Source organism: Curtobacterium sp. MCLR17_034, assembly GCF_003234485.1.
In the GTDB taxonomy this organism is placed as follows: Bacteria; Actinomycetota; Actinomycetes; order Actinomycetales; family Microbacteriaceae; genus Curtobacterium; species Curtobacterium flaccumfaciens.
On record NZ_QKTH01000012.1, the window covers coordinates 44,495 to 64,466 of the forward strand.

Sequence of the window (19,972 nt, forward strand, 5' to 3'; positions counted from 1 at the left end):
CGCGCTCCTCAGCGCCGCAACGTCTCCCGCGGGTACTCCCCGAACCGGTTCGCGTACACCGAGGCGAACCGCCCCATGTGCGCGAACCCCCAGCGCCGCGCGACGTCGGCCACCGAGGTCGCCTGCGGGTCGAGGATCCGCAGCTCCTCGTGCACGCGACCGAGCCGCACCTCGCGCAGGTACGTCATCGGCGAGCGCTCGAACGCCCGCTGGAACGACTCCTGGATCCCGCGGATGCTCAGCCCCGCGGCCTGCGCGATGTCGGCGACGGTCAGCGGCTCGTGCGCGTGCGCCTGGATGAACTCGACCGCGGCCCGGAGCCGTCCGTCGCTGCGGGTGCCGTAGCCGGCGGGGAACCGTTCGGCTTGCAGCGGGTAGATCCGGAACAGGGCACGGGCAACGTCACGTTGCGCCTCGTGCCAGGCGAGGGACCCCTCGCCCTCCTCGCGCAGCGCGCGGAGCGCACCGGACACGGCGGTGCGCCACAGGGCCACCGCGGAGGGATCCGGCGCGACGGTGGTGTCGAACGCCATGGTGCCGTCGACCAGGTGGTCCTCGGCGGCGACGTCGAGCACCAGGTCCCGGCGCAGGTGCACGAGGCGCTGGTCCCAGTCCTGGTACTCCATCTCGAACCGGCGCTCGACGGGGAACAGCGTCGGGACGCCGGGCTGCATGCGCACCTCGTCGCGGCCGACGTCGACGCGGGCCTCGCCGCGTTCGAGCCACTGCACGACGACCTCGCCCTCGGTGGCGACGTCACCGCGCAGGTACCCGTGCATCTGGGAACGGCGGATGCTCAGCCGTTCGTCACCGACGCCGACGTACTTGAACCAGTAGTCCTGGTCGAGGGCTCGGGAGTACCAGGCCTTGCCCGCGTACATGCCGGCGAGCGAGCTGATGGCTTCGTCGGTGTCCTGACCGGCCACGGCGACGAGCGAACGTGGCTGGGCGGGGCGTGCAGCAGGATCGGAACCCGGAGCGGGCGCCTGCGACTCGGTCGTGTCGGTCATGGGAACACCTCTCTCTCTCCTGGAGCAGAGCGGTGTGGTCACCTCCGGGTGGTCCCCGGCCTGCCCTCTCACGCTAGGGAGCAGCGGGTGGTCCTACAACCGGGTTGCGCTCTGCGGCCTAACGGCCGGTCCAGCGCACCCAGCCGTGCACCTGGGCCGCCGCGCTCTCGAAGGACGAGTGCCCGCCGGTCAACGAGTGGTCCGGGGAATCGACGGTGTACGAATCAGTGCGGGTGATGTCGCACACGACCTCGGAGTCGAGCAACCCGTTCCAGTGGTCGGCTGAGTCGCGTACCCACCGCAGTCGGTCCGGCATGAGGTTCCAATCGATTCCGTGGACCGCAGTCGTCGCGCTCCGAGTTGGACGGTAGTCCTGCCAGATCTTCGTCGCTCAGGGTGGCGGCGGGGATCGTCGGTGGCGACTGGCACGATGGTCCCGTGCCTGCTGCCCCGATGATCGACGCCGTCGACGTCATCCGCTTCGTCGGGCCGCAGACGTTCGGTCGCGCACGCGACGTCGTCCGCGCCGGCCTGGTCGACGACGCCACCTGGCACGACGACGACGGCACGGTCACCGCGGTCGTGTCCGGCACCGCCGACGACCCGTACGAACTCCGCGTCGACACCACCCCGGCGCGCGGTGACTTCGTCCGCCCGGTCCGCAGCACCTGCAGCTGCCCGCTCGGCGGCGACTGCAAGCACGTCGCGGCCGCGCTCCTCACCATCAACGCCCGCGCCCTCGCCGCGAACGCCGGCCCACGCCCGGAGACGCCGGCTCCGCCGCCCTCGGACTGGAGGCACGACCTCGCCCGCCTCGCCGGTGACGACGAGCGGGCGCCCACCCCGCAGGGCACCCGGATGGGACTGCAGTTCGAGTTGCGTGACGCGGTCCCCGCCAAGCTCGCCTCGCGCGCCCGTGCCGCCGGCCGCGCCCTGCCCGCGCCGTCCCGCAGCGTGCGGCTCGGGGTCCGGCCGGTGACCCGCAGCGACGCCGGCAACTGGGTGCGCGGGCAGCTGACGTGGGGCACGCTCCCCTACTCCCAGAACCGGCTCGGCGTCGGCGCCGAGCAGCACGCCTGGTTCCTGCAGCTCGCTGCCCTGCACCGCGCCGGGCAGCTCGCGGGCCTGCCGGGTGAGAGCGACTGGCTGCACCTCGACGACTTCCGGAGCCCCCTGCTCTGGCCGCTCCTGCAGCAGGCCGCGGCGCTCGACATCGCGTTCGTCACCGGCAAGCGCGAGGGCGGAGCGGTGCTCGGCACGCAGGCCCAGGTGCTGCTCGACGTCGCCCGGCACGACGACGCCGTGGTGATCGGCGCGAGTGCGGTGCTCGACGGCCGCCCCGTGGTGCCCGGTGCCGCGCGGATGATCGGCGACCACGGCGTCTACGTGTTCCGCGGGAGCCCCGAGTTCACGGTGGCCGTCGCACCGACCCCGGCACCGGTGCCCGAGGACCAGCGCCGCATGCTCGTCGAGGGCACCCGGATCACCGTGCCGACCGCCGAGGTCGACGAGTTCCTGGCCGACTGGTCACCCCGACTGCGCGGTGCCCTCGGCCTGGTCAGCTCCGACGGTTCGGTGGAGCTGCCGGAACGCACCCCGCCGGAGCTCGTGCTCACCGCGACCTTCGAGCCGGCCCGCGCCCCGCGCACCGACGACCGCGTGCACCTGCACTGGCGTTGGCACGTCGACGGCAGGAAGGACCCGGTGTCCCTGCACGGCCCGCTCCCCGACCTGTCCGGGCTCCGTGCCGCCGACGATCCGACGGGCACCGACGACACTCCCGTCGCGGACCCGGTCGCGGCGGTGCAGCCGACCACGGCGACGACGCCGGCCGACGACGCGACGCAGGCCGGGCCTCCCGTCCGCGCTGCCGGACCCGGTGGCGGGCTGGACTGGTTCCAGGACGGCACCATCGACGGGGCCGACGTCGCGGTGTTCGCGAACGAGTTCCTGCCCGAGCTGCCGTCGCTCGGCGTCCGCACGGTCGTGCAGGGCGAGCGGCTCGACTACGAGCGGTTGAGCGGGCGGCCGCACATCCGTGTCACGACGATGCCGTCGGACAAGCACGACTGGTTCGACCTCGGCATCATCGTGAGCGTCAACGGCAAGCAGATCCCCTTCACGCCGCTGCTCACCGCGCTCGCGGGTCGGCAGCGACGACTCAAGCTCGTCGACAACTCGTACCTGTCGCTGGCCGACCCCGCGTTCGATCGGCTCAAGGAGCTCATCGACGAGGCCCGTGACCTGGACGAGTGGGAGCCCGACCAGCCGATCGCCGTCACGCCCCTGCACGCCGGGCTGTGGTCCGAGTTCGACCTGCTGGCCGACGAGACCTCGCACGACGAGCGGTGGCAGGCGATCGCCTCGGGGCTGCTCGGGGCGACTCCCCCGGCTGACGTCCCCGTGCCGGACACCGTGCACGCCGACCTGCGGCCGTACCAGCACGCCGGGTACGCGTGGCTGTCGTTCCTGGTGAGGCACGGCATCGGCGGGGTGCTCGCCGACGACATGGGGCTCGGCAAGACGCTGCAGGTGCTCGCGATGGTCGCCGCCCATCGTGCCGCGGAGCCCGACGCACCCCCGTTCCTGGTCGTCGCACCGACCTCGGTCGTCGGCAACTGGGCGGCCGAGGCCGCGAAGTTCGTGCCGTCGCTGCGGGTCGCGACGGTGACCTCGACGTCGTTGAAGGACCCGGGGCTCGTCGCGCGCACCGCCGCCGCGTCGGACATCGTCGTCACCTCGTACGCGCTGCTCCGGCTCGACGCCCGCGCCTGGACCGACCTGCCGTGGTCGGCGCTGGTGCTCGACGAGGCCCAGTTCGTGAAGAACCCGCAGTCCCGGACCCACCGTGTGGCTTCGGAGCTGCAGGCACCGGTGAAGTTCGCGATCACCGGGACCCCGCTCGAGAACGGCCTGACCGACCTGTGGGCGCTGTTCCACATCGTCGCGCCCGGGCTGCTGTCCACCTGGACCCGGTTCGGCGACGACTACGTGAAGCCGCTCGCCTCGCCCGAGCTCCGCGGCGAGGCCCGGCAGGAGCTCACCGGGCGGCTGCGCCGACGGATCCGGCCGCTCATGCTCCGCCGCACGAAGGAAGCCGTCGCGGCCGACCTGCCCCCGAAGCAGGAACAGGTCGTCCGGGTCACGCTCGACCCGGCGCACCGGGAGCTGTACGAGCGCACGCTGAACCGGGAGCGCCTGAAGGTCCTCGACCTGATCGACGACCTGTCGAAGAACCGGATGATCGTGTTCCGGTCGCTGACGCTGCTGCGGATGCTCGCGCTGTCGCCGGCGCTGGTGTCGGCGGGGTCGTCGTCGTCGGACTCGGACGTCACGTCGGGATCGACCCCGATCCCGTCGGCCAAGCTCGACCTGCTGCTCGACGAACTCGAACAGCTCGCGGCAGAGGGCCGTCGCGCCCTGGTGTTCAGCCAGTTCACCTCGTTCCTGCGGATGGTCTCGGACGCCCTCGACGCCCGAGGGATCGGCTACGAGTACCTCGACGGCTCCACCCGCAAGCGCCCCGAGGTCATCGAGCGCTTCCGGCAGGGCACCGCCCCGGCGTTCCTCATCTCGTTGAAGGCCGGCGGGTTCGGGCTCACCCTGACCGAGGCGGACACCGTGTTCGTGCTCGACCCGTGGTGGAACCCCGCCGCCGAGTCCCAGGCTGTCGACCGTACGCACCGCATCGGCCAGACCCGGTCGGTCAGCGTCCAACGGTTCATCGCCGAGGACACCATCGAGGAGAAGGTCCTCGCCCTCGCCGCCCGCAAGGCCGAGCTGTTCGCCACGATGATCGACGACGACGCACTGTTCGCCGACGACCTGACCGCCGACGACATCCGCTCCCTGCTGACCTGATCCACACCCGCACCACCGTTCCGCCCCGCACCACCTGGAGTCCCACCGCATGACGTCCCGCCGACGCCGCAGCCGCATCACCCTGACCTCCGTCCTCGTCGTCCTGGCCCTCGCCGTCGGCGGGTACGCGCTCGATGCCACCGGTGTCCTCGGGCCGGACGCCGACGCGGCGGGCACGACCGCTGCGGGCGGCCCCACGGCCGGGGAGACGACCACGATCGGACCGCAGCAGGCGTCGTCGGGGGCGAGCCCCGCCTCCAGTCCGACCGTCAGTCGCGGAACCGACGCCGACGCGGTCCGCGCACGCACCCAGCTCGCCGACCTGCCCGTCAAGGGCAAGGCAGCCGGCACCGGCTACGACCGCACCGGCGACTTCGGCAGCGCCTGGCTCGACGTCGACCACAACGGGTGCGACACCCGGAACGACGTCCTCGCCCGCGACCTCGCCGACATCACCCGCGAGGGCCGCTGCAAGGTCCTCACCGGCACCCTCGTCTCGCCGTACACGGGTGCGACGGTGGACTTCGTGCGCGGCAACACGACCTCGACCCTCGTGCAGATCGACCATGTCGTCGCACTCGAGAACGCCTGGCGCACCGGAGCGCAGCGGCTCACCGAGACCGAGCGGCACGCGCTGGCGAACGACCCGGTGAACCTGTTCGCGGTCGATGGCCGCTCGAACTCGCAGAAGGGCTCCGGCGACGCGGCGACCTGGCTCCCCGCGAACAAGGCGTTCCGCTGCACCTACATCGAGCACCAGGTCACGGTGAAGGCGAAGTACCGCCTGTGGGTGGCTCCGGCGGAGCGAGACGCGATGGTGCGGGTGCTCGACGCCTGCTGACGTCCGGCAGGCTGCCGCCGCTGGGTGTCGGCTCGGAGGCCCGGCGCACCTCCGCCCCGCGTGGCAGGCTGCGGGCATGGCTGAGCAACTCACGGTCCCACAGGCGTTCGCGCTCCTCCAGGTCGAGCCCGACGGACGCCACGCTCTCGATGGTTCGACGCTCGACACGGGTCTCGCGGGAGCGGTCCTCGCCGACCTCGCGCTGCGCGGCGTCGTCTCGCTGCAGGACGGACTCGTGGCCGTCGTGAACGGCACCGCAACGGGCGACCACGTGCTCGACGGCGTGGTCGGCTCCATCGCGGCGGCCGGTGCACCGCGCAAGGCGAAGTGGTGGGTGAGCCGACTCGGCAAGCGCCAGCTGCGCGACGACGTGTTCGCCGGACTCGTCGAGCGCGGCGTCATCAGCATCGAGCAGGGGAAGGTGCTCGGCCTCTTCCCCACCACGAAGCACCCGGAGCGGGACGGAGCTCCGGAGGCGCTGCTGCGATCGGGCATCGCGGACGTGCTGGCTGGCCGGGCGGGACCCACGCCGTTCTCTGCCGCGGTCATCGGCTTGCTCGACGCGACGAACACCCTGCGCAAGCAGTTCGGTGCCGTCGACAAGGACCTGGTCAAGGAGATCACCTCGGGCACCTGGGCGAGCCCGGCGGTGAAGGCCGTGCTCGAGGAGATCGAGGCCGCGACGATGGTCGTCATCATGGCGGGCACCATCGCAGCGACGGGTTCGATCACCGCGAGCTGAGGTCGGCAGCGCGACGGGGCGCCTGCACGCCGGCTGACTGCGTCGTTAAACGACAGGTGTAGTCTAGGTATCTCGATGCAGATGCATCGATCGGACTCGCTGCCCCACCGCGGACCCCGAGCCCTTCACCGTCGAAGACCTCAGGAGGCCTCCCACCATGCCCGAAACCACCACCGGCACCACCCGCTTCGCCGACCGCGTCGTCCTCATCACCGGCGGCGGCTCCGGCCTCGGCCGTGCAACCGCCGTCCGCCTGGCAGCCGAGGGCGCTGCGCTCTCCCTCGTCGACGTCTCCGAGCAGGGACTCGAGGCGACGAAGGCCGCCGTGCTCGAGGCCACCCCCCACGCGCAGGTCCTGACGACCGTCGCCGACGTGTCCGACGAAGCCCAGGTCGACGCCTACGTCACCGCCACCACCGAGCGCTTCGGCCGCATCGACGGCTTCTTCAACAACGCCGGCATCGAGGGCAAGCAGAACCCCACCGAGTCCTTCACCGCCGCCGAGTTCGACCGCGTCGTGTCGATCAACCTCCGCGGCGTGTTCCTCGGCCTCGAGAAGGTGCTCAAGGTCATGCGTGAGCAGGGCTCCGGCATGGTCGTGAACACCGCGAGCGTCGGCGGCATCCGCGGCATCGGCAACCAGTCCGGGTACGCGGCCGCCAAGCACGGCGTCGTCGGGCTCACCCGCAACTCGGCCGTCGAGTACGGCCGCTACGGCATCCGCATCAACGTCATCGCCCCCGGCGCCATCTGGACGCCCATGGTCGAGAACTCGATGAAGCAGCTCGATGCGGAGAACCCGCGCAAGGCCGCCGAGGAGTTCATCCAGGTCAACCCGACGAAGCGCTACGGCGAGGCTCCCGAGATCGCCGCCGTCGTCGCCTTCCTGCTCTCCGACGACGCGTCCTACGTCAACGCGACGGTCGTCCCGATCGACGGCGGGCAGTCGGCCGCGTACTGAGACCGTCACCTCTGACGCCCGGCTCACGTCCGCGTGCGCCGGGCTTCGGCCTGGAGGCGCGGCTCGGCCCCGCCGTGTCCGCCGACCGTGACAGCATGGCTGGTGTGAGTACCGATCAGACCAACGGATCAGCCTTCGGCCGAGGCGTCGACAAGACCCCGCCGACCGCGGCCGCCGAACTGCGACGGAGGATGGCGGCCTCGCCCGCGGGCTTCCTGCGCAGCGCGGCGTGGGTTCCTTGGAAGCCGGCGGGCAGCCCGGAGGCCGGCAGCGTCGCCCACGTCATGATCCGCGACAAGCCGTTCGTGCCCGTCTTCACCGACCCGGACGAACTCGCCGCTGGGCTGCCCGACGCCGAGGGGCGTCCGGTGCCGATGTCCGAGCTCGTGTCCGCGCTCCCCGAGGAGTTCGGCATCGTGGTCGACCCCACGAGCGCGGCCGAGGCGAACTTCCTGCACGCCGACGTCCTCGCCGAGATGCGAGTGCAGATGCAGGGCGGCGTCCCGACCAGCGACGACTGACCCGATCCGTCGGAGACTCTGACCGTTCGTCGTCAGGCAGCCGCCATCGCGGCAGCAGCGACAGCCCACCAGTAGCCGAGCAGACCACCCGCCGGAACGGCCAAGACCGCGAGGACCCGAGCCCGGCGCATCAGGCTGCGGCGGGAGCGCGCGTCAGCGATCTCGCGCTCGAGTCGCTCGAAGCGCTGGACGTGGCGAAGTGTGTCGTTGATGACCACGGCATCGACGTGCCAGGTGCCCCGTTCCTCCGCCAGCATCGACAGGAAGCGCACGGCTTCGTCGGAGTGCGCACGTGGGAGGCCGCGGATCCAGCTCCCCACACGCTCGGGCTCGAGGATCACGGCCGCCGGCGGCTTCTTGCCGAACCGGAGTTCGGCAGCCTCGACCACCAGGATCGGCTGCACGAGGATCGGACCGCCCGCTGCGGCCGACAGCAGTGCTGTTGCCCGCTCTCCCTCGGCCAGCGCGCGGTGCACGTGCGGCGTCCGCTGGCCGTTCACCATCAGTGTGCGTCCGCCCGCCCAGACCGCGTGACCGGAGTGGTTCTTCGTGTTGATCGAGAAGACGCCCGTCGGACCGACCACGATGTGATCGATATCCGTGCTGCCCTTCCCGATCGGGACGGCATGCAGGACCGTGAAGTCCGGGCCGAGTTCCTCGAGCTGCGCCGCGACCTGCCGCTCGCCGATCGCCCCCTTGAACCACGAACGGGCTTCCGGCCGGAGCGGGTCATGCCCCCAGAACCGCTGCCAGGTCGTCAGCGCGCGGCCGTCGGTCTGGACCGCGAGACACTGCTGCATCACGGCGTACCCGGGCTTGCGGGCGCGGAGTGTCAGCGGCGCCGTTCCCTTCGGGCTCGGACGGTCCGCGGTGATCGTGTGCTCCCCCATGCCTCCACCGTTCCAGGACGACGTCTGGTCCGGCCAGCCCTCGTTCTGGCGTCACAGCGCGGCGGGTGGGTCCGTGGTTTCGCGCCGTTGACGGTTCTGGTTCACGATCCCCGGGGTTCGTGAACCAGAACCGTCACGCAGCGCTGACTCAGCCGGCGTGCTCCGCGACGACCACCCAGGTCACGGAGACCACGATCGCCATGACGGTCGCGGTGCCGAAAGCGACCGCCCATCCCTGCGGCCTCGTCCGCCGAACTCGGGCGGCCACGATCGCACCCCCGACGAAAGCGGCGACGAGCACGATGCTCTCGACCAGGCTCGGGAGCCACGCGACCCACGGCGTGCACGGACGCGTCGACGTCTCCCAGTCACAGCTGTACTGCGACAGTCCTGCGAACACCCACCCGATGAGCACAGCGGCGATCCCAGCCAGCGCTGTCGCGACGAACAGTGAAACCGTCACGACGAGGTCCGCCGTCGACGCCCGAGAGCGCCACGGCGCGGGTCGGCTCGCCCAGTCCTCCAGCATGTCCCTCGCCTTCGCGGTCAGGCTCGGACAGCCTGCGGGCGAGGCTCGACGAGCTCGATGAAGCGGGACAACAGGGACAGGCCCGCGATCGACGGGGGCAGCCCGGTCGTCAGCGCCGGCGAGTGCACGAGGTACGCCGCCCACTTCGCCCGCGAGATCGCCACGTTCAACCGGTTCGGCATGAGCAGGAAGTCCAGGCCGCGCGGGATGTCCGCCGCACTCGATGCGGCCAGGGACACGATCGACACGACGGCCTCTCGGCCCTGGAACAGGTCGACCGTGCCGACCTGGGTGGCGGTGAAGCCCGCGCGGTCGAGCTCCTGCCGGATCAGTGCCCCCTGCGCGTTGTACGGCGCCACCACGATGACGTCCTCATCGGTCAGCGCCCGGGTGTCGGAACCGTCCGTCCACGTGCGACCGACGACGTCGCCCACGAGTGCGACGACCCGGGCGGCCTCTTCAGCAGAGGACGTCGTGTTGCCCACGTGCACGACCGGCACGGGGTGCACCCCGGCGTCGATGCCGTCGAGGTGCCGCCCGGAGACCATCGAGGCGAGCTGCCCGTCGTAGGACAGGGCCGAAACGGACTCGGTGAGCGCGGGCTCCATGCGGCGGGTCCGGGCCAGGAAGTACCCGAACTCCGACGGCAGGACGTGCTGGCCATCGGCGAGCCAGCCGAGCGCGGACTCGTCGACGGGCTCCGGGTGCGAGCCCTGGGACACCTGGGGCAGCTGCTGGGGATCCCCGAGCAGCAGGAGCCGGGTCGCGGCGACGGACGACGCGATGGTCGGGGCGAGGGAGAACTGTCCGGCCTCGTCGACCACGAGGAGGTCGAGGGACCGGCGCTCGATCGTCGACTCGTTCGCGAACGTCCACGCCGTGCCCCCGACGACACCGCCGGTGCCCGAGGCCTCGCACGAGGACAGGAATGTGGCGACGGCGGCACCGTTCTTCACGGGGGTCCAGGCCGCGGCGTCGAGGTCGTCCTCGGTCGCGCCCGACTTCGGCACCTTCACGACCCGGTCCGCGGGGACGCCGGCCTTGACCACCGAGGCGAGGAAGTTCTCCGACGTCGCGTGGGACTGGCCGACGACCCCGACGCGCCAGCCGTACTCGCGGACGAGCCGGGCGACGACGTTCGAGCCGACGTAGGTCTTGCCCGTGCCGGGAGGGCCCTGGATCGCCAGGTACGACCGGTCGAGGCCGAGCAGGGTCGACACGACGGCCGACACCGTGTCGTCGCCCTGCACCGGGACGATCGGGCCACGCGGGGGCACCCGACGCAGCAGGTCGAGCGCCGGGTCGGGCAGCATCGCCGGCAGCTCGTCGAGCACAGCCTGGCCCCACCACGCGATCGCCTCGGGCTGCGGCTTCGCGCGGGGCGGTGCCGACGGGGCGAGGGCCACCGGGAACTCGTGGTGCGGTTCGCCACCGACGGGCAGTCCCTCTTTCACAAGGACCTCGACGGCATCGCCGTTGTCCCAGACGTCCACGATCACGGCGCGCGACGACGCGCCCTTCGACCCGGGGCCCGGTGAGGCGACCGATGGCGGAAGCGGGTCGTCGTAGACCAGGTGGGGCGTGCCTCCAGGCCGGAGCCGCGAGCCGGGCGCGAGCGTCCCCGACAACCGGAGTTCCCGCGACTGCGAGCGGGCGCGCGGCAGCGTGTCCCAGTCGCGCTCGACGGACGCCCGCTCCACGACCAGGACGTCACGCGTGTCGGCCCAGTCGTCGACCGGGTTCCGCAGGCGGTCGAAGTGGTCCTGCCAGAAGGTCTTGGCCTCGCGGCGGTGGTAGTCGATCGCGGCTGCGGCGAGCGCCAACGCGGTCTGGTCAGGGGTGCGGTCGAGGGCGTCGACGTCCTCGAGCTGCGCGGCGAGCGCGACGTACACCGGATTGGGCTCGCGCTCGACGGGGATCGGCGGGACCTCGAGCTCGAGCGCGGGGTCGGCCGCATCGGGGTCGTCGGTGCGCAGCGAGCGGAGCCAGTCGCGCAGGCGCAGGGTCGAGCGGCAGTCGTAGGCGTTGTAGTCGGCGACCTGGTCGAGCATCCGCTGCCCCTCGCCGGCGTCGCCGTTCCGGAGCTCCTCGATCGCGTCGACGTAGGCGGTGATGCTGTCCGCGGCGTTCGTGACGTCGCTCTCGCGCAGGTCCGAGCCCATGTACAGCGGTTCGAGTTTCTTGATCGAGTAGCTGTGGCTGCCGACGACCAGGGCCTTGCGGACGATCGGGTACAGGTCGACCAGGACGCCGGCGCGCAGCAGGTCGTCGACGGCCTCTTCACCCACCCCGTGCCGGGCGGCGAGCGACAGCAGGTGCGTCCGCTCGTAGGCCGCGTAGTGGTAGATGTGCATGCCCGGGTACTGCTGCCGCCGGGCCTCGATGAACGCGAGGAACTGCTCCAGCGCACCTCGTTCGTCGCGGATGGTGTGCGCCCAGAACGCGGTGAACTCGGCGCGGTCGTCGACCAGGCCGAACAGGTAGTCGAGGCCCCAGTGCACGCCGTCCTCGGTGTGCAGCGGGTCGCCCTCGAAGTCGAAGAAGACGTCGCCCGGGTCGGGTGCCGGGATCGCGTCGAGCGCACGGGCGTCGAGGACCTCGAAGCGCGGCTTGACGGGTTGGCCCGGCCCGTCGGCGCCCGTCCGTCGGGCGTCTTCCGACTCGATCTGGAGGCTCGCCTGCCGTACCAGCCGATCCTGCGTCGCGCGGGACAAGCCCGGTACTGTCCGGGTGCGGGTCGCCAGGTCGTCGATCGTCCGCACCTCGTGCTTGATCAGCTTCGCCCGTTGGTCGAGGCGCATGCCCGCGACGAGGACGAGGTCGCGGTGCTCGGCGACCTGTGTGGAGCAGACGGCGCATCGGCCACAGCTCGAGTAGCGCGGGTCGCCCCACCGCAGCGACTCGTCGGCGGCGATGCGCTCGGCGATCACACGCTGCAGTTCGGCGCGCTGCGTGCGGTACACCGGCGCGATGTCGGCGAGGTCGTGCGTGGTGGTCGTCCGGTCGCCGAGCACCAGGTGCACCTGCTGCCCGGTCGGGATGCCGTGCGCCTGCATCTGCTCGGCGTACGCGGCGAGCTGCAGCAGGGCGCTGATCTTGGCGTGGCGGGCGAGCTTGGTGTCGTAGACCTCGTACTCGCCGCGGTCGTTGCGGATGATGAAGTCCGCGAAGCCGATGAACCCGGGGGCGTCTGCCGTCGGCGCTGCGTGGAACGTCGGCTGGTACAGCACGTCGGCCCCGTCGGCGAAGGCCTGTCGCGCTTCGGCTGCGGCGCGTGCGTAGTCCGGCGGTGCGGGACGGTCGAACTCGACGACGGCGTGGGTCTGTTTGAGGATCTCGAGGTAGTCGAGCTCGTGCTGGTCCCCCAGCCGAGCCGTGCGCTCGAGCATGTCGTCGTGCACGTCCGGCAGGGCCTCCCCGCGGCCGAGCTTGGCGTCGAGGCGGCGGAGGAACGCCCACTCGCAGGCCGACCACGTGCTCAGGTCACTCGGGCTGAGCAGCACGTGCCCGTCGACGCCGATCTGCATGCGCTCCCCCTTGCTCTCCGGTGCGCTGAAAGCCTAGGGGTGGCGTCAGACAACGGGACGGGTTCCTCGAATTCGCTCTTGACATACTAGATTCCGTCGGTGATACGTTAACGCTCGACCAGAAAGGGGATGGTTCATGTCGAACCTCGTGCTCAACGGAGCGCTCTATTCACAATCGGCGATCACCGACAGAGTCGAATCGATCCGTGATCGGCTCGCTCTCAAACAGGACCGAGTCGTTGTGCTCGTGCTCATCGCGATCGCGCTGTTGCTCGCGGTCGGCCTCATCACCGCGTGGTGGATCACCTGCCAGAACAAGGGCATGTACCCGGCAATGGACATGCCGTCCTTCAGTGCCGGCGGCACATGGAAGGTGTACTGCCGAAAGTGAACATGCACGAGGAGCCCGTGAATCCTGTCCTGGAGGTGATCGGAGTCGACAAGTCGTACAGCGGGCGCCCTGCACTGGTCGACTTCTCGATGACCATCGTCCCCGGAAGCATTCACGGGCTCCTCGGCTCGAACGGCTCCGGGAAGAGTACAGCCTTGCATGTGATCACGGGCATCATCGACCCGGACCGCGGATCAGTCCTTCACCATGGCGTGACGGTCAGCCAAGCCGTCGCTCGGATGCGGTTCGGTTTCGCACCCGATGACCTCCCGCTTCCCCAGTCTTTGACGGGCCGCGAGTACCTGCGCCTGCATGATTCACTCCGTCGCCGCGATGACTCGTCCCGAGCAATGTCCCTCGCACGTGTCCTCCAGGTACGAAACGCACTCTCAAAGCCGATCTCCTCGTACTCCCACGGCATGAAGCGAAAGCTTCAATTGGTGTGTGCGCTCGCGCACAGTCCCTCGCTCCTCATCCTCGACGAACCGTTCAGGGGGTTGGACCCGGACACAGCGCAAGTCCTCCAAGAATGCCTCTCCTTGTTCACCGCGGCAGGCGGAGCGGTCCTCATGGCGACGCACGACCTGTTGCGCGCCGAGACGCATTGTGAGGCCATAACCATGCTGCACAACGGAGCAATTGTTGCTTCAGGTCGCACCCGGGAGATCGTTTCCAGCCATGGCTCGGTCGGCCAGTGCTTCTCCGCGCGGATCAGCAGCGCTTCGTCGATGGCTACCCGCGCCGACCGGCTCCGTGCCCTGTTCACCCCCGACGAAAAGGAAATTCATGAAGACCGCTAGCGTGACGTTCATCGGGCTCGTGCTCGGCATCGCTATCACTTTCCTTGCCATCGCTGCCACGATCGCCACCTCAGCCGTCAGTGGGACACCCGCTGAGATTCCGTTCGTGTTCTCGGCCACAGTCGGCACGGAGAACGGGCTGCCATCGGTGGAGTTCACGCCGAACGGGTTGGGGCTTCTCGTGACGGTCGTTCTCATCACGGTCGGCTACGCCGCCCTGCGCCTTCGCGCTCGCCCCCACCCGTGAGTCAGACCATCACGGTCGCGCGCGCCACCGCGTTGGTCTGGATGTCAGAACTCGCTGGAGCCTTCAACGTCTCACGTCGGCGAGTCCTCCTCTGCGCTGCGTTCACAGTTGCAGGCATCCTTGCACTCGGACTTGCCCTCGGGTTGACGGCAGTCTCGACGTTGAGCGGCCAAGTGCCGGCACCGATCGCAGCGTTCATGGTGGAGACCGCGGCGAGTGGTGCTTTGCTGAGCGCGGCGCTGGTGACGGTCGTCCTCGCGCTCACTGCCCCAGCGGGCTCGGCCCTCGACCACCTTCTGTGCCTCCTACCGGTGACGAACAGCGCTCGAGCAATCGGCAGATCGCTTCCACTGACCGTGCTCACCACAATCGGCTCGACGGCGCTGTGCGTCCCGGCGATGCTCGTGGCAGGTCGTGTTCTCGACCTCAGCGAGGCGACGCGATACGTGGTCGCGCTTCTCGCGGGCGTCGCTCTCGTTGAAGCGCTCGCCCAAGGCCTGCTGCACGCAGTAGGGAGCTTGATGCAGTCTTGGCTCCGAACACCCTTCGCCGTCTCGTCGACGATCAGTGGCGCAGTGACGATCGGCGCTGCGCTCGTCGCTTTCGGCCCCGGCGTCATCGCGCCCTCGGGTTTGGCTACCGATGACGCGCCCGCATTGTCCCTCCCAAGGCTGATCAGCGATGTCGCGACCAGCCGGAGGCCTGATCTGGCGTGGCCGGTCTTCGTGAGCTACTTCGTCGTGACGATTGTGTTCGTGTGGGCAGTCAGCAAGATCTCGACTTCAAAGGCGGTCCCGTCCGCGTTCGCGCTTCTCCCTGCCGATCGGATACTCCGTGGACCGCAGGGGCCTTTCCTCTCTCAGCTCCTGGTGATGATTCGTGCGCCGCAGACTTCCCTAGCGATTGCTGGCGCAATCTGCTTGTTGGCGACAACGGCGTGGGCGCTCCCGCCGAACGTTCCAGCAGAGGTACGCGACGGCTTGGCCATGGCGGTTCCTTCGGCGGGATGTGCTCTCGTCCTCTTCGGCCCGGGGCGCGTCCTGCCATGGGCTTGGACCGGCACCGCGCTCGGTCGTCGCCGCACGTGGTGGTTCGCGCCCGTTGCAGTGGCGCACATCGTCGCCGCTGCCCTTGCCTGGACAGGCTTGAGCGGCGCAGCCCTCCTCCTGGGCGTCGTCCAATTCGACGAGCTCCCGGGGATGGTCTTCCGTGCGACGCTGCTCTTCCTGTCAGCGGCACTCGCTGGCGCCCTCGTCCCGTGGAGCGACACACAGCCCATGTCAGGCAGCGTCGGCCTGATGCTGACGACCGTGCTGTACCTGGGATGCAGCTCCCTCATCTCCTATCTGGATCAGCTCGCTGGACCATTGAAGGTGCTCGGAAGTATCTGCTGTATCTGCCTGCTGGTAGCAGGGTCGGTGACCACGTGCATCCGACTGACCTCGTCCCGATGATCTCCCGACTGCTGCCGCCGTGCTGTAGTCCGGAGGGCCCTGCCGTTCGATGTGAAGAGTTCGCACTGTCGCTCCGGACCGACACGAACGCGAGGCGTCGCGCAGCGATCGACCACGGATTCATCGCTGGAGGCGAGAGCCGATGGAGAACGGCCTTCACTGCGGGAGCGCTTGTGGATTCTGGCGATGCGAAGAGATTCTCGGTGTACGTGCGCCTCGTCCTGGCAGTCGTCGGTTCTGCGGCACTTCCTTTGACGGTGACGACCGCACTCGCAATGGCGACGCTTCTCGGCAGCGGAGCGACGTACGGACCGTTGCTGGCGGTGCTCGCGTTTCTCGTCTCAAATCTCTGCCATGAACTCGGTCATCTCCTCGCCATTGGCCTGCTGTCGGCGCAACGGTCGCACGTCCATGTCGTCGCGAGGCTCGGTTTCGCCCACGTTGTGCGCAACTCCTTGCCACCTCTCCGCGAGGCCGTCGTCGCGGTGAGCGGGCCGCTCCTGGTTGCGTCGTGTTGCGCCGCCGCGATGATCTTCGCGACACACGTCATCGAGGTGGTCGTTCTCGCCTCGATCGGGGTAGGTCACCTTGGCACCCTGCTTTTCCCGGTCGGGGACGGCGCCAATCTGCGCGACGCCGTCAGGTCTGCCCGCTCGTCAAAGTTCCCCGTGCGCCGAGAACAGTCCAGCCGACAGTGAACCCTCGCCAACCGCCGGACATGAGCGCTCTCAGCGGGCCGGCAAACAGTCCGGCCTCCGCGATCAGTCGGTCAAGGGTACGAACCGCGGGCCGTCGTACCCGTCACGTGTCACGTGTGCCGTGAACTCGGCGAGCGAGCGCACCCAGTGCCCGCGTTCGCCGTACAGCGCCTGGTACACGACCACGGGCTCCTCGGTTTCCACGTCACGAGCGACGAGCAGCACCTCGTAATCGTTGCCCTTGAAGTGCCGGTAGCGGCCCGCGGTCACGTCGTCAGTCACCCGACCGAGGGTACGGCCCGAGCGGTGGGACCATGACAGCGCGTTCTGCTTGACTGAGCAGCACGGGGAACGAGCACCACGGGGGAACGACATGACCGCACTGAGCACGCGCGAGCGGGACCGTCGCGCACAGCGCGTCTTCTTCGTCGGCATGGCGGTCGTCATGGCGGGGGTCGACGTCTGGCTGCACTTCCACGCCGGCGCCGTCCGCCCCTCGGCCTTCTGGGTCCCCACGGTCGTCGGACTCGTGTACGGCGCCGTGCTGTGGCCGCTCGGCCTGCGTCAGGAGTCGAGGTGGTGGCCGAACCTGGTCTGGGCGGGGTTCCTCGGCGGCTTCCTCGTCCTCATCGCGACGAAGACGTTCTCGCCGTACGCCTGGTTCCTCGCGGTCGTGATCGGGACGTTGCTGTTCCAGGCCGTCCTCACGCCGAGACGACCCGCGGCGCGGGTCGCCGCCAGACTCCCCCTGACCGAGGTGCGACCGTGGACCGGCTCGGGAGTCACGGCCACTGCCGTCGAGCACCCCTTCGGCAAGAGTCGGACGAAGCCGGCCGTCGCCCTCACCACGCAGGACGGGACCACCGCGTTCCTGGTGATGGAGCTCGCCTCGTTCTTCGACGGTGAAGCGGCGATCGCAGAATCGACGAACGGTGAACAGCTGACCTTCCTCACCAGGAAGGGCGTCGCGGCGAAGTCGTCCATCCTTAGCGACGCGACGCCGGGGATGGCCGACGGCACGCTGTTCCTGCACTCGGCGAAGGACGAGTCGCGGCCTTCCGCCGTCTTCAGCGACGACGACGCCGCCGCGTTCGAGCAGTGGGTCCGCACGCTCCCCGAGGACTGAGCCCCTGCCAAGCCCGGCACGACTCGCACACCTCGGCGTCACATCCGGTCACGTTCGACAGCAGTTCGTCGGCTGCGCGTACCGTCACCGTGTGACCTTCGGAACCGCAGTGGCCGTGCTCGTCGGGGTCATCGCGCTCGCGACGGTCCTCGGTCTCCTGCTCCGCCACCGGACCGGTCGAGCCCGATCGACGGGCACCGCCTCGTCGACGAGGCAGGACGCAGACGGTCTCGCGCTCGACACCGACTACGGCACCGCCGCCACGTTCGTCCAGTTCTCCACGCCGACCTGTGCGCGGTGCCCGGCCACCCGGCGCCAGCTCGCCGTCGTCGCGGACCAGCACGAGGGCGTTCGCCGCATCGAGGTGGACCTCGTCGAACACCCCGAGCTCGCCCGGCGTTTCGACGTGATGCAGACCCCGACTGTCCTGCTGCTCGACGCCGACCGCTCGGTCCGCACCCGCTTCGGAGGCCCACCCCGCCCACCCGAGCTCGCCGCAGCCCTCGACACCGTCCTGACCGCAGGAACCGCAGGCACCGCAGACACGACCGGCACCCAGGAGTCCCGATGACCACCACGAACGACACCGACCGCGGCATCGACCCGCGCTCCCCACGCTTCGGCGCCGCCATCACCACGGTGCTCCTCGCCGTGACGATCGTCCTCACGCTGATCCCTGAGACGTGGGTCGCCGGCATCGTGCTGCTCGCGGTCATCGTCGCGCTGTTCGCCGTCGGAGGCATCGCCGGCATCCGCCGACACCCCTACGGCGCACTCTTCCGACGGGTCGTCCGTCCACGCCTCGCCCCGCCCGCCGAACTCGAGGCCCCGGAACCCCCGACCTTCGCCCAGCAGGTCGGCCTGTTCGTGACCGCGGTCGCCCTACTCCTCGCACTGCTCGGCGTGCCGTACGCCGCCCCGATCGGTGCCGCAGTCGCCCTGGTCGCCGCGTTCCTCAACGCTGTCTTCGACGTGTGCATCGGCTGCCTGCTCTACGTGTGGCTGGTGCGTGCGGGAGTCTTCCGCCCGCGGCGCGGCGTCGCCTGACAGCGTCCGGCCTGGAGGCCCGCCTCACCTCGACAACACCGCCAGCGTCCGACGGGCGCTCGGCTCCAGAACGCGGCTGTGCCCCGACCCGTAGGGTGAGCGGGTGGGGGAAGACGAACGAATCATCCGGCGTGCCTGGCGTCGCACCGCCCTGGGCGTGTCGATCGCCGCGGTCGCAGGGGCAGTGGCAGGTTGGGCAACCTCGCGGGACGAGGACGGTTGGACCGTCGCCCTGGCGATCTTCACGTGCGTCGCCGTGCTGGTCGGCCTGGCCGGGATGCTCTCGTTGCTCCCCGCCAGTGCGCGCGCGTCGTCGATCATCACGCAGGCGACCGAGGACCTGACGAGAGACCGTCGCAAGGTCATCAAGAGCGCCATCCGCTCGGGTGTTCCGCTTGCGGACGACGCGGGCCCGGAGCTGCAGCACCGCGCACTCACCCTCGCCCGCGGGACTGCGATGTTCAACGGGATCTTCCTGGGGCAGGGGTTCCTGCTCTTCGCAATGGTCGCTGCTCCTCAATTCGCTCGCGTCGTCAGCGATGGCGGCGATGTGGTCTTCAGCCGGATCGTCCTGGCGCTCTTCGTCATCGAAGTGGTGTTCGTCGCGCCGTTGCTGGTCACCCGAGGCCGCCGAGCTCGGCGGTACGCGGAAGCCACGACGGCCGACAACGAACGCCGCACCGACACTCCGGTCTCCGTCGTATGACCACCGCGACGGAGACGCCAGAGACACCCGAGGCGATCACCAGCCGCGCCTGGCGCCGGACGGCTTGGATCATCCTGGCCGGCGGAATCGTCGGCCTCATGGTGGGCGTCGTGGTCGTCATCCTGCTCGGTGACGCGCGCCGAGGCCCGGGATGGCCCATCGTGGTGGTCGGGTGCACGGTGGCGGTCGGAGGACTCGCCGGGGCGTTCTCGCTCATCGCCACCACCCTCCGGCTCACTCCGCAGATGCAGGCGACTATCGAAGGGCTCTCGCGCTTCAGCCGGAAGACCCTCGCGCAGGCCATCGCGAAGCAAGCCCCGATCGAACCGGCCGATTCTGACCTCGCACGACGGGCATTCGACCTCGCCCGTCTCCGCGGCGCCTACCAGCCGATCGCCCTCGGCCAGTTCCTGCTGCTCTGCCTCGGCATCGTTGGTCCGCAGCTCCCGAACCTCGTCGGCGACGACCCCTTCTCCGCCGTCTTCAGTCGGATCCTCTGCGGCACGCTCCTCGTTGTGGCCATCGTCTTCACGCCGCTCTTCATCCACCAGTCCCGAAACTGCCGACGCTACGTGCAGGCGGCCACCGACGCAGCCGCCCGCCAGCGCTGACTCAGTAGGC

21 protein-coding genes are annotated in these 19,972 nt (G+C 69.9%); 15 read left to right on the forward strand and 6 right to left on the reverse strand.

Annotation, left to right across the window (positions count from 1 at the left end; translation table 11 throughout):
* Positions 1-8: 8 nt before the first annotated feature.
* On the reverse strand, positions 9-1,010 hold the full coding sequence (locus DEI98_RS12680; protein WP_111100915.1) for an AraC family transcriptional regulator: 1,002 nt from the start codon (positions 1,008-1,010) through the stop codon (positions 9-11).
* 118 nt (positions 1,011-1,128) lie between these two features.
* Positions 1,129-1,326 carry a hypothetical protein gene (locus tag DEI98_RS12685; RefSeq protein ID WP_110862532.1) on the reverse strand — a complete coding sequence of 66 codons (198 nt, stop codon included), beginning with the start codon at positions 1,324-1,326 and terminating at the stop codon, positions 1,129-1,131.
* 122 nt (positions 1,327-1,448) lie between these two features.
* Between DEI98_RS12685 and DEI98_RS12690 the strand changes: the two genes are divergently transcribed.
* From DEI98_RS12690 to DEI98_RS12710, 5 genes are all read left to right on the forward strand, one after another.
* On the forward strand, positions 1,449-4,871 hold the full coding sequence (locus DEI98_RS12690) for a DEAD/DEAH box helicase (RefSeq protein WP_146243515.1): 3,423 nt from the start codon (positions 1,449-1,451) through the stop codon (positions 4,869-4,871).
* Positions 4,872-4,920: 49 nt separating this feature from the next.
* Complete coding sequence (locus DEI98_RS12695) at positions 4,921-5,712, forward strand: HNH endonuclease family protein (RefSeq protein WP_258370853.1); 792 nt, start codon at positions 4,921-4,923, stop codon at positions 5,710-5,712.
* Positions 5,713-5,788: 76 nt separating this feature from the next.
* Complete coding sequence (locus tag DEI98_RS12700; RefSeq protein WP_111100917.1) at positions 5,789-6,454, forward strand: GPP34 family phosphoprotein; 666 nt, start codon at positions 5,789-5,791, stop codon at positions 6,452-6,454.
* Positions 6,455-6,611: 157 nt separating this feature from the next.
* The gene (locus DEI98_RS12705) at positions 6,612-7,415 is read left to right on the forward strand and encodes an SDR family oxidoreductase (protein WP_111100918.1); all 804 of its coding nucleotides are present in this window, start codon (positions 6,612-6,614) and stop codon (positions 7,413-7,415) included.
* Between the two features lie 95 nt (positions 7,416-7,510).
* Entirely contained in the window at positions 7,511-7,936 is a 426-nt protein-coding gene (locus DEI98_RS12710; RefSeq protein ID WP_146243516.1) for an SseB family protein, read from the forward strand.
* A gap of 32 nt (positions 7,937-7,968) precedes the next feature.
* On the opposite strand, the gene DEI98_RS12715 is transcribed toward DEI98_RS12710, so the two are convergent.
* From DEI98_RS12715 to DEI98_RS12725, 3 genes are all read right to left on the reverse strand, one after another.
* Positions 7,969-8,826, reverse strand: a complete 858-nt coding sequence (locus DEI98_RS12715; protein WP_111100920.1) for a nuclease-related domain-containing protein — start codon at positions 8,824-8,826, stop codon at positions 7,969-7,971.
* A 148-nt stretch (positions 8,827-8,974) separates the two neighbouring features.
* Entirely contained in the window at positions 8,975-9,289 is a 315-nt protein-coding gene (locus tag DEI98_RS12720) for a hypothetical protein (protein WP_146243517.1), read from the reverse strand.
* An 83-nt stretch (positions 9,290-9,372) separates the two neighbouring features.
* Complete coding sequence (locus tag DEI98_RS12725; protein WP_111100922.1) at positions 9,373-12,882, reverse strand: TM0106 family RecB-like putative nuclease; 3,510 nt, start codon at positions 12,880-12,882, stop codon at positions 9,373-9,375.
* Between the two features lie 136 nt (positions 12,883-13,018).
* On the opposite strand from DEI98_RS12725, the gene DEI98_RS18400 reads away from it, so the two are divergent.
* The 5 genes from DEI98_RS18400 to DEI98_RS12745 all read left to right on the forward strand — a co-directional run bounded on the left by DEI98_RS18400 (position 13,019) and on the right by DEI98_RS12745 (position 16,472).
* Entirely contained in the window at positions 13,019-13,273 is a 255-nt protein-coding gene (locus DEI98_RS18400; RefSeq protein ID WP_111233936.1) for a hypothetical protein, read from the forward strand.
* A gap of 2 nt (positions 13,274-13,275) precedes the next feature.
* Complete coding sequence (locus tag DEI98_RS12730; RefSeq protein ID WP_258370838.1) at positions 13,276-14,073, forward strand: ABC transporter ATP-binding protein; 798 nt, start codon at positions 13,276-13,278, stop codon at positions 14,071-14,073.
* A complete protein-coding gene (locus DEI98_RS12735; RefSeq protein WP_146237741.1) occupies positions 14,060-14,320 on the forward strand; it encodes a hypothetical protein in 261 nt (86 codons plus the stop codon). Before DEI98_RS12730 ends, DEI98_RS12735 begins: the two co-directional genes overlap by 14 nt.
* Positions 14,317-15,774 (forward strand): hypothetical protein, encoded by a 1,458-nt coding sequence (locus DEI98_RS12740; RefSeq protein ID WP_146243518.1) that lies wholly within the window; start codon positions 14,317-14,319, stop codon positions 15,772-15,774. The genes DEI98_RS12735 and DEI98_RS12740 overlap by 4 nt, the downstream gene beginning before the upstream one ends.
* A gap of 257 nt (positions 15,775-16,031) precedes the next feature.
* Positions 16,032-16,472 (forward strand): hypothetical protein, encoded by a 441-nt coding sequence (locus tag DEI98_RS12745; RefSeq protein ID WP_146243519.1) that lies wholly within the window; start codon positions 16,032-16,034, stop codon positions 16,470-16,472.
* Positions 16,473-16,535: 63 nt separating this feature from the next.
* On the opposite strand, the gene DEI98_RS12750 is transcribed toward DEI98_RS12745, so the two are convergent.
* Entirely contained in the window at positions 16,536-16,754 is a 219-nt protein-coding gene (locus DEI98_RS12750) for a DUF1653 domain-containing protein (protein WP_258370832.1), read from the reverse strand.
* A 91-nt stretch (positions 16,755-16,845) separates the two neighbouring features.
* Between DEI98_RS12750 and DEI98_RS12755 the strand changes: the two genes are divergently transcribed.
* The 5 genes from DEI98_RS12755 (at position 16,846) to DEI98_RS12775 (ending at position 19,962) form a co-directional block, all read left to right on the forward strand.
* The gene (locus DEI98_RS12755) at positions 16,846-17,598 is read left to right on the forward strand and encodes a hypothetical protein (RefSeq protein ID WP_111100925.1); all 753 of its coding nucleotides are present in this window, start codon (positions 16,846-16,848) and stop codon (positions 17,596-17,598) included.
* 91 nt (positions 17,599-17,689) lie between these two features.
* On the forward strand, positions 17,690-18,169 hold the full coding sequence (locus DEI98_RS12760) for a thioredoxin family protein (protein ID WP_111100926.1): 480 nt from the start codon (positions 17,690-17,692) through the stop codon (positions 18,167-18,169).
* Positions 18,166-18,645, forward strand: a complete 480-nt coding sequence (locus DEI98_RS12765) for a DUF4395 domain-containing protein (protein ID WP_111100927.1) — start codon at positions 18,166-18,168, stop codon at positions 18,643-18,645. Before DEI98_RS12760 ends, DEI98_RS12765 begins: the two co-directional genes overlap by 4 nt.
* 103 nt (positions 18,646-18,748) lie before the next feature.
* A complete protein-coding gene (locus DEI98_RS12770; protein ID WP_111100928.1) occupies positions 18,749-19,351 on the forward strand; it encodes a hypothetical protein in 603 nt (200 codons plus the stop codon).
* Positions 19,348-19,962, forward strand: a complete 615-nt coding sequence (locus DEI98_RS12775; RefSeq protein WP_111100929.1) for a hypothetical protein — start codon at positions 19,348-19,350, stop codon at positions 19,960-19,962. The genes DEI98_RS12770 and DEI98_RS12775 overlap by 4 nt, the downstream gene beginning before the upstream one ends.
* The last annotated feature ends 10 nt before the right edge of the window (positions 19,963-19,972 follow it).

What these genes read in the sequence shown, in the direction of transcription:
- DEI98_RS12775 (WP_111100929.1), top strand. Translation starts at nt 19,348, where the DNA reads ATGACCACCGCGACGGAGACGCCAGAGACACCCGAGGCGATCACCAGC.
- DEI98_RS12755 (WP_111100925.1), top strand. Translation starts at nt 16,846, where the DNA reads ATGACCGCACTGAGCACGCGCGAGCGGGACCGTCGCGCACAGCGCGTC.
- DEI98_RS12710 (WP_146243516.1), top strand. Translation starts at nt 7,511, where the DNA reads ATGGCTGGTGTGAGTACCGATCAGACCAACGGATCAGCCTTCGGCCGA.
- DEI98_RS12715 (WP_111100920.1), bottom strand. Translation starts at nt 8,826, where the DNA reads ATGGGGGAGCACACGATCACCGCGGACCGTCCGAGCCCGAAGGGAACG.
- DEI98_RS12765 (WP_111100927.1), top strand. Translation starts at nt 18,166, where the DNA reads ATGACCACCACGAACGACACCGACCGCGGCATCGACCCGCGCTCCCCA.
- DEI98_RS12680 (WP_111100915.1), bottom strand. Translation starts at nt 1,010, where the DNA reads ATGACCGACACGACCGAGTCGCAGGCGCCCGCTCCGGGTTCCGATCCT.
- DEI98_RS12730 (WP_258370838.1), top strand. Translation starts at nt 13,276, where the DNA reads ATGCACGAGGAGCCCGTGAATCCTGTCCTGGAGGTGATCGGAGTCGAC.
- DEI98_RS12705 (WP_111100918.1), top strand. Translation starts at nt 6,612, where the DNA reads ATGCCCGAAACCACCACCGGCACCACCCGCTTCGCCGACCGCGTCGTC.
- DEI98_RS12695 (WP_258370853.1), top strand. Translation starts at nt 4,921, where the DNA reads ATGACGTCCCGCCGACGCCGCAGCCGCATCACCCTGACCTCCGTCCTC.
- DEI98_RS12685 (WP_110862532.1), bottom strand. Translation starts at nt 1,326, where the DNA reads ATGCCGGACCGACTGCGGTGGGTACGCGACTCAGCCGACCACTGGAAC.
- DEI98_RS12735 (WP_146237741.1), top strand. Translation starts at nt 14,060, where the DNA reads ATGAAGACCGCTAGCGTGACGTTCATCGGGCTCGTGCTCGGCATCGCT.
- DEI98_RS12725 (WP_111100922.1), bottom strand. Translation starts at nt 12,882, where the DNA reads ATGCAGATCGGCGTCGACGGGCACGTGCTGCTCAGCCCGAGTGACCTG.
- DEI98_RS18400 (WP_111233936.1), top strand. Translation starts at nt 13,019, where the DNA reads ATGTCGAACCTCGTGCTCAACGGAGCGCTCTATTCACAATCGGCGATC.
- DEI98_RS12700 (WP_111100917.1), top strand. Translation starts at nt 5,789, where the DNA reads ATGGCTGAGCAACTCACGGTCCCACAGGCGTTCGCGCTCCTCCAGGTC.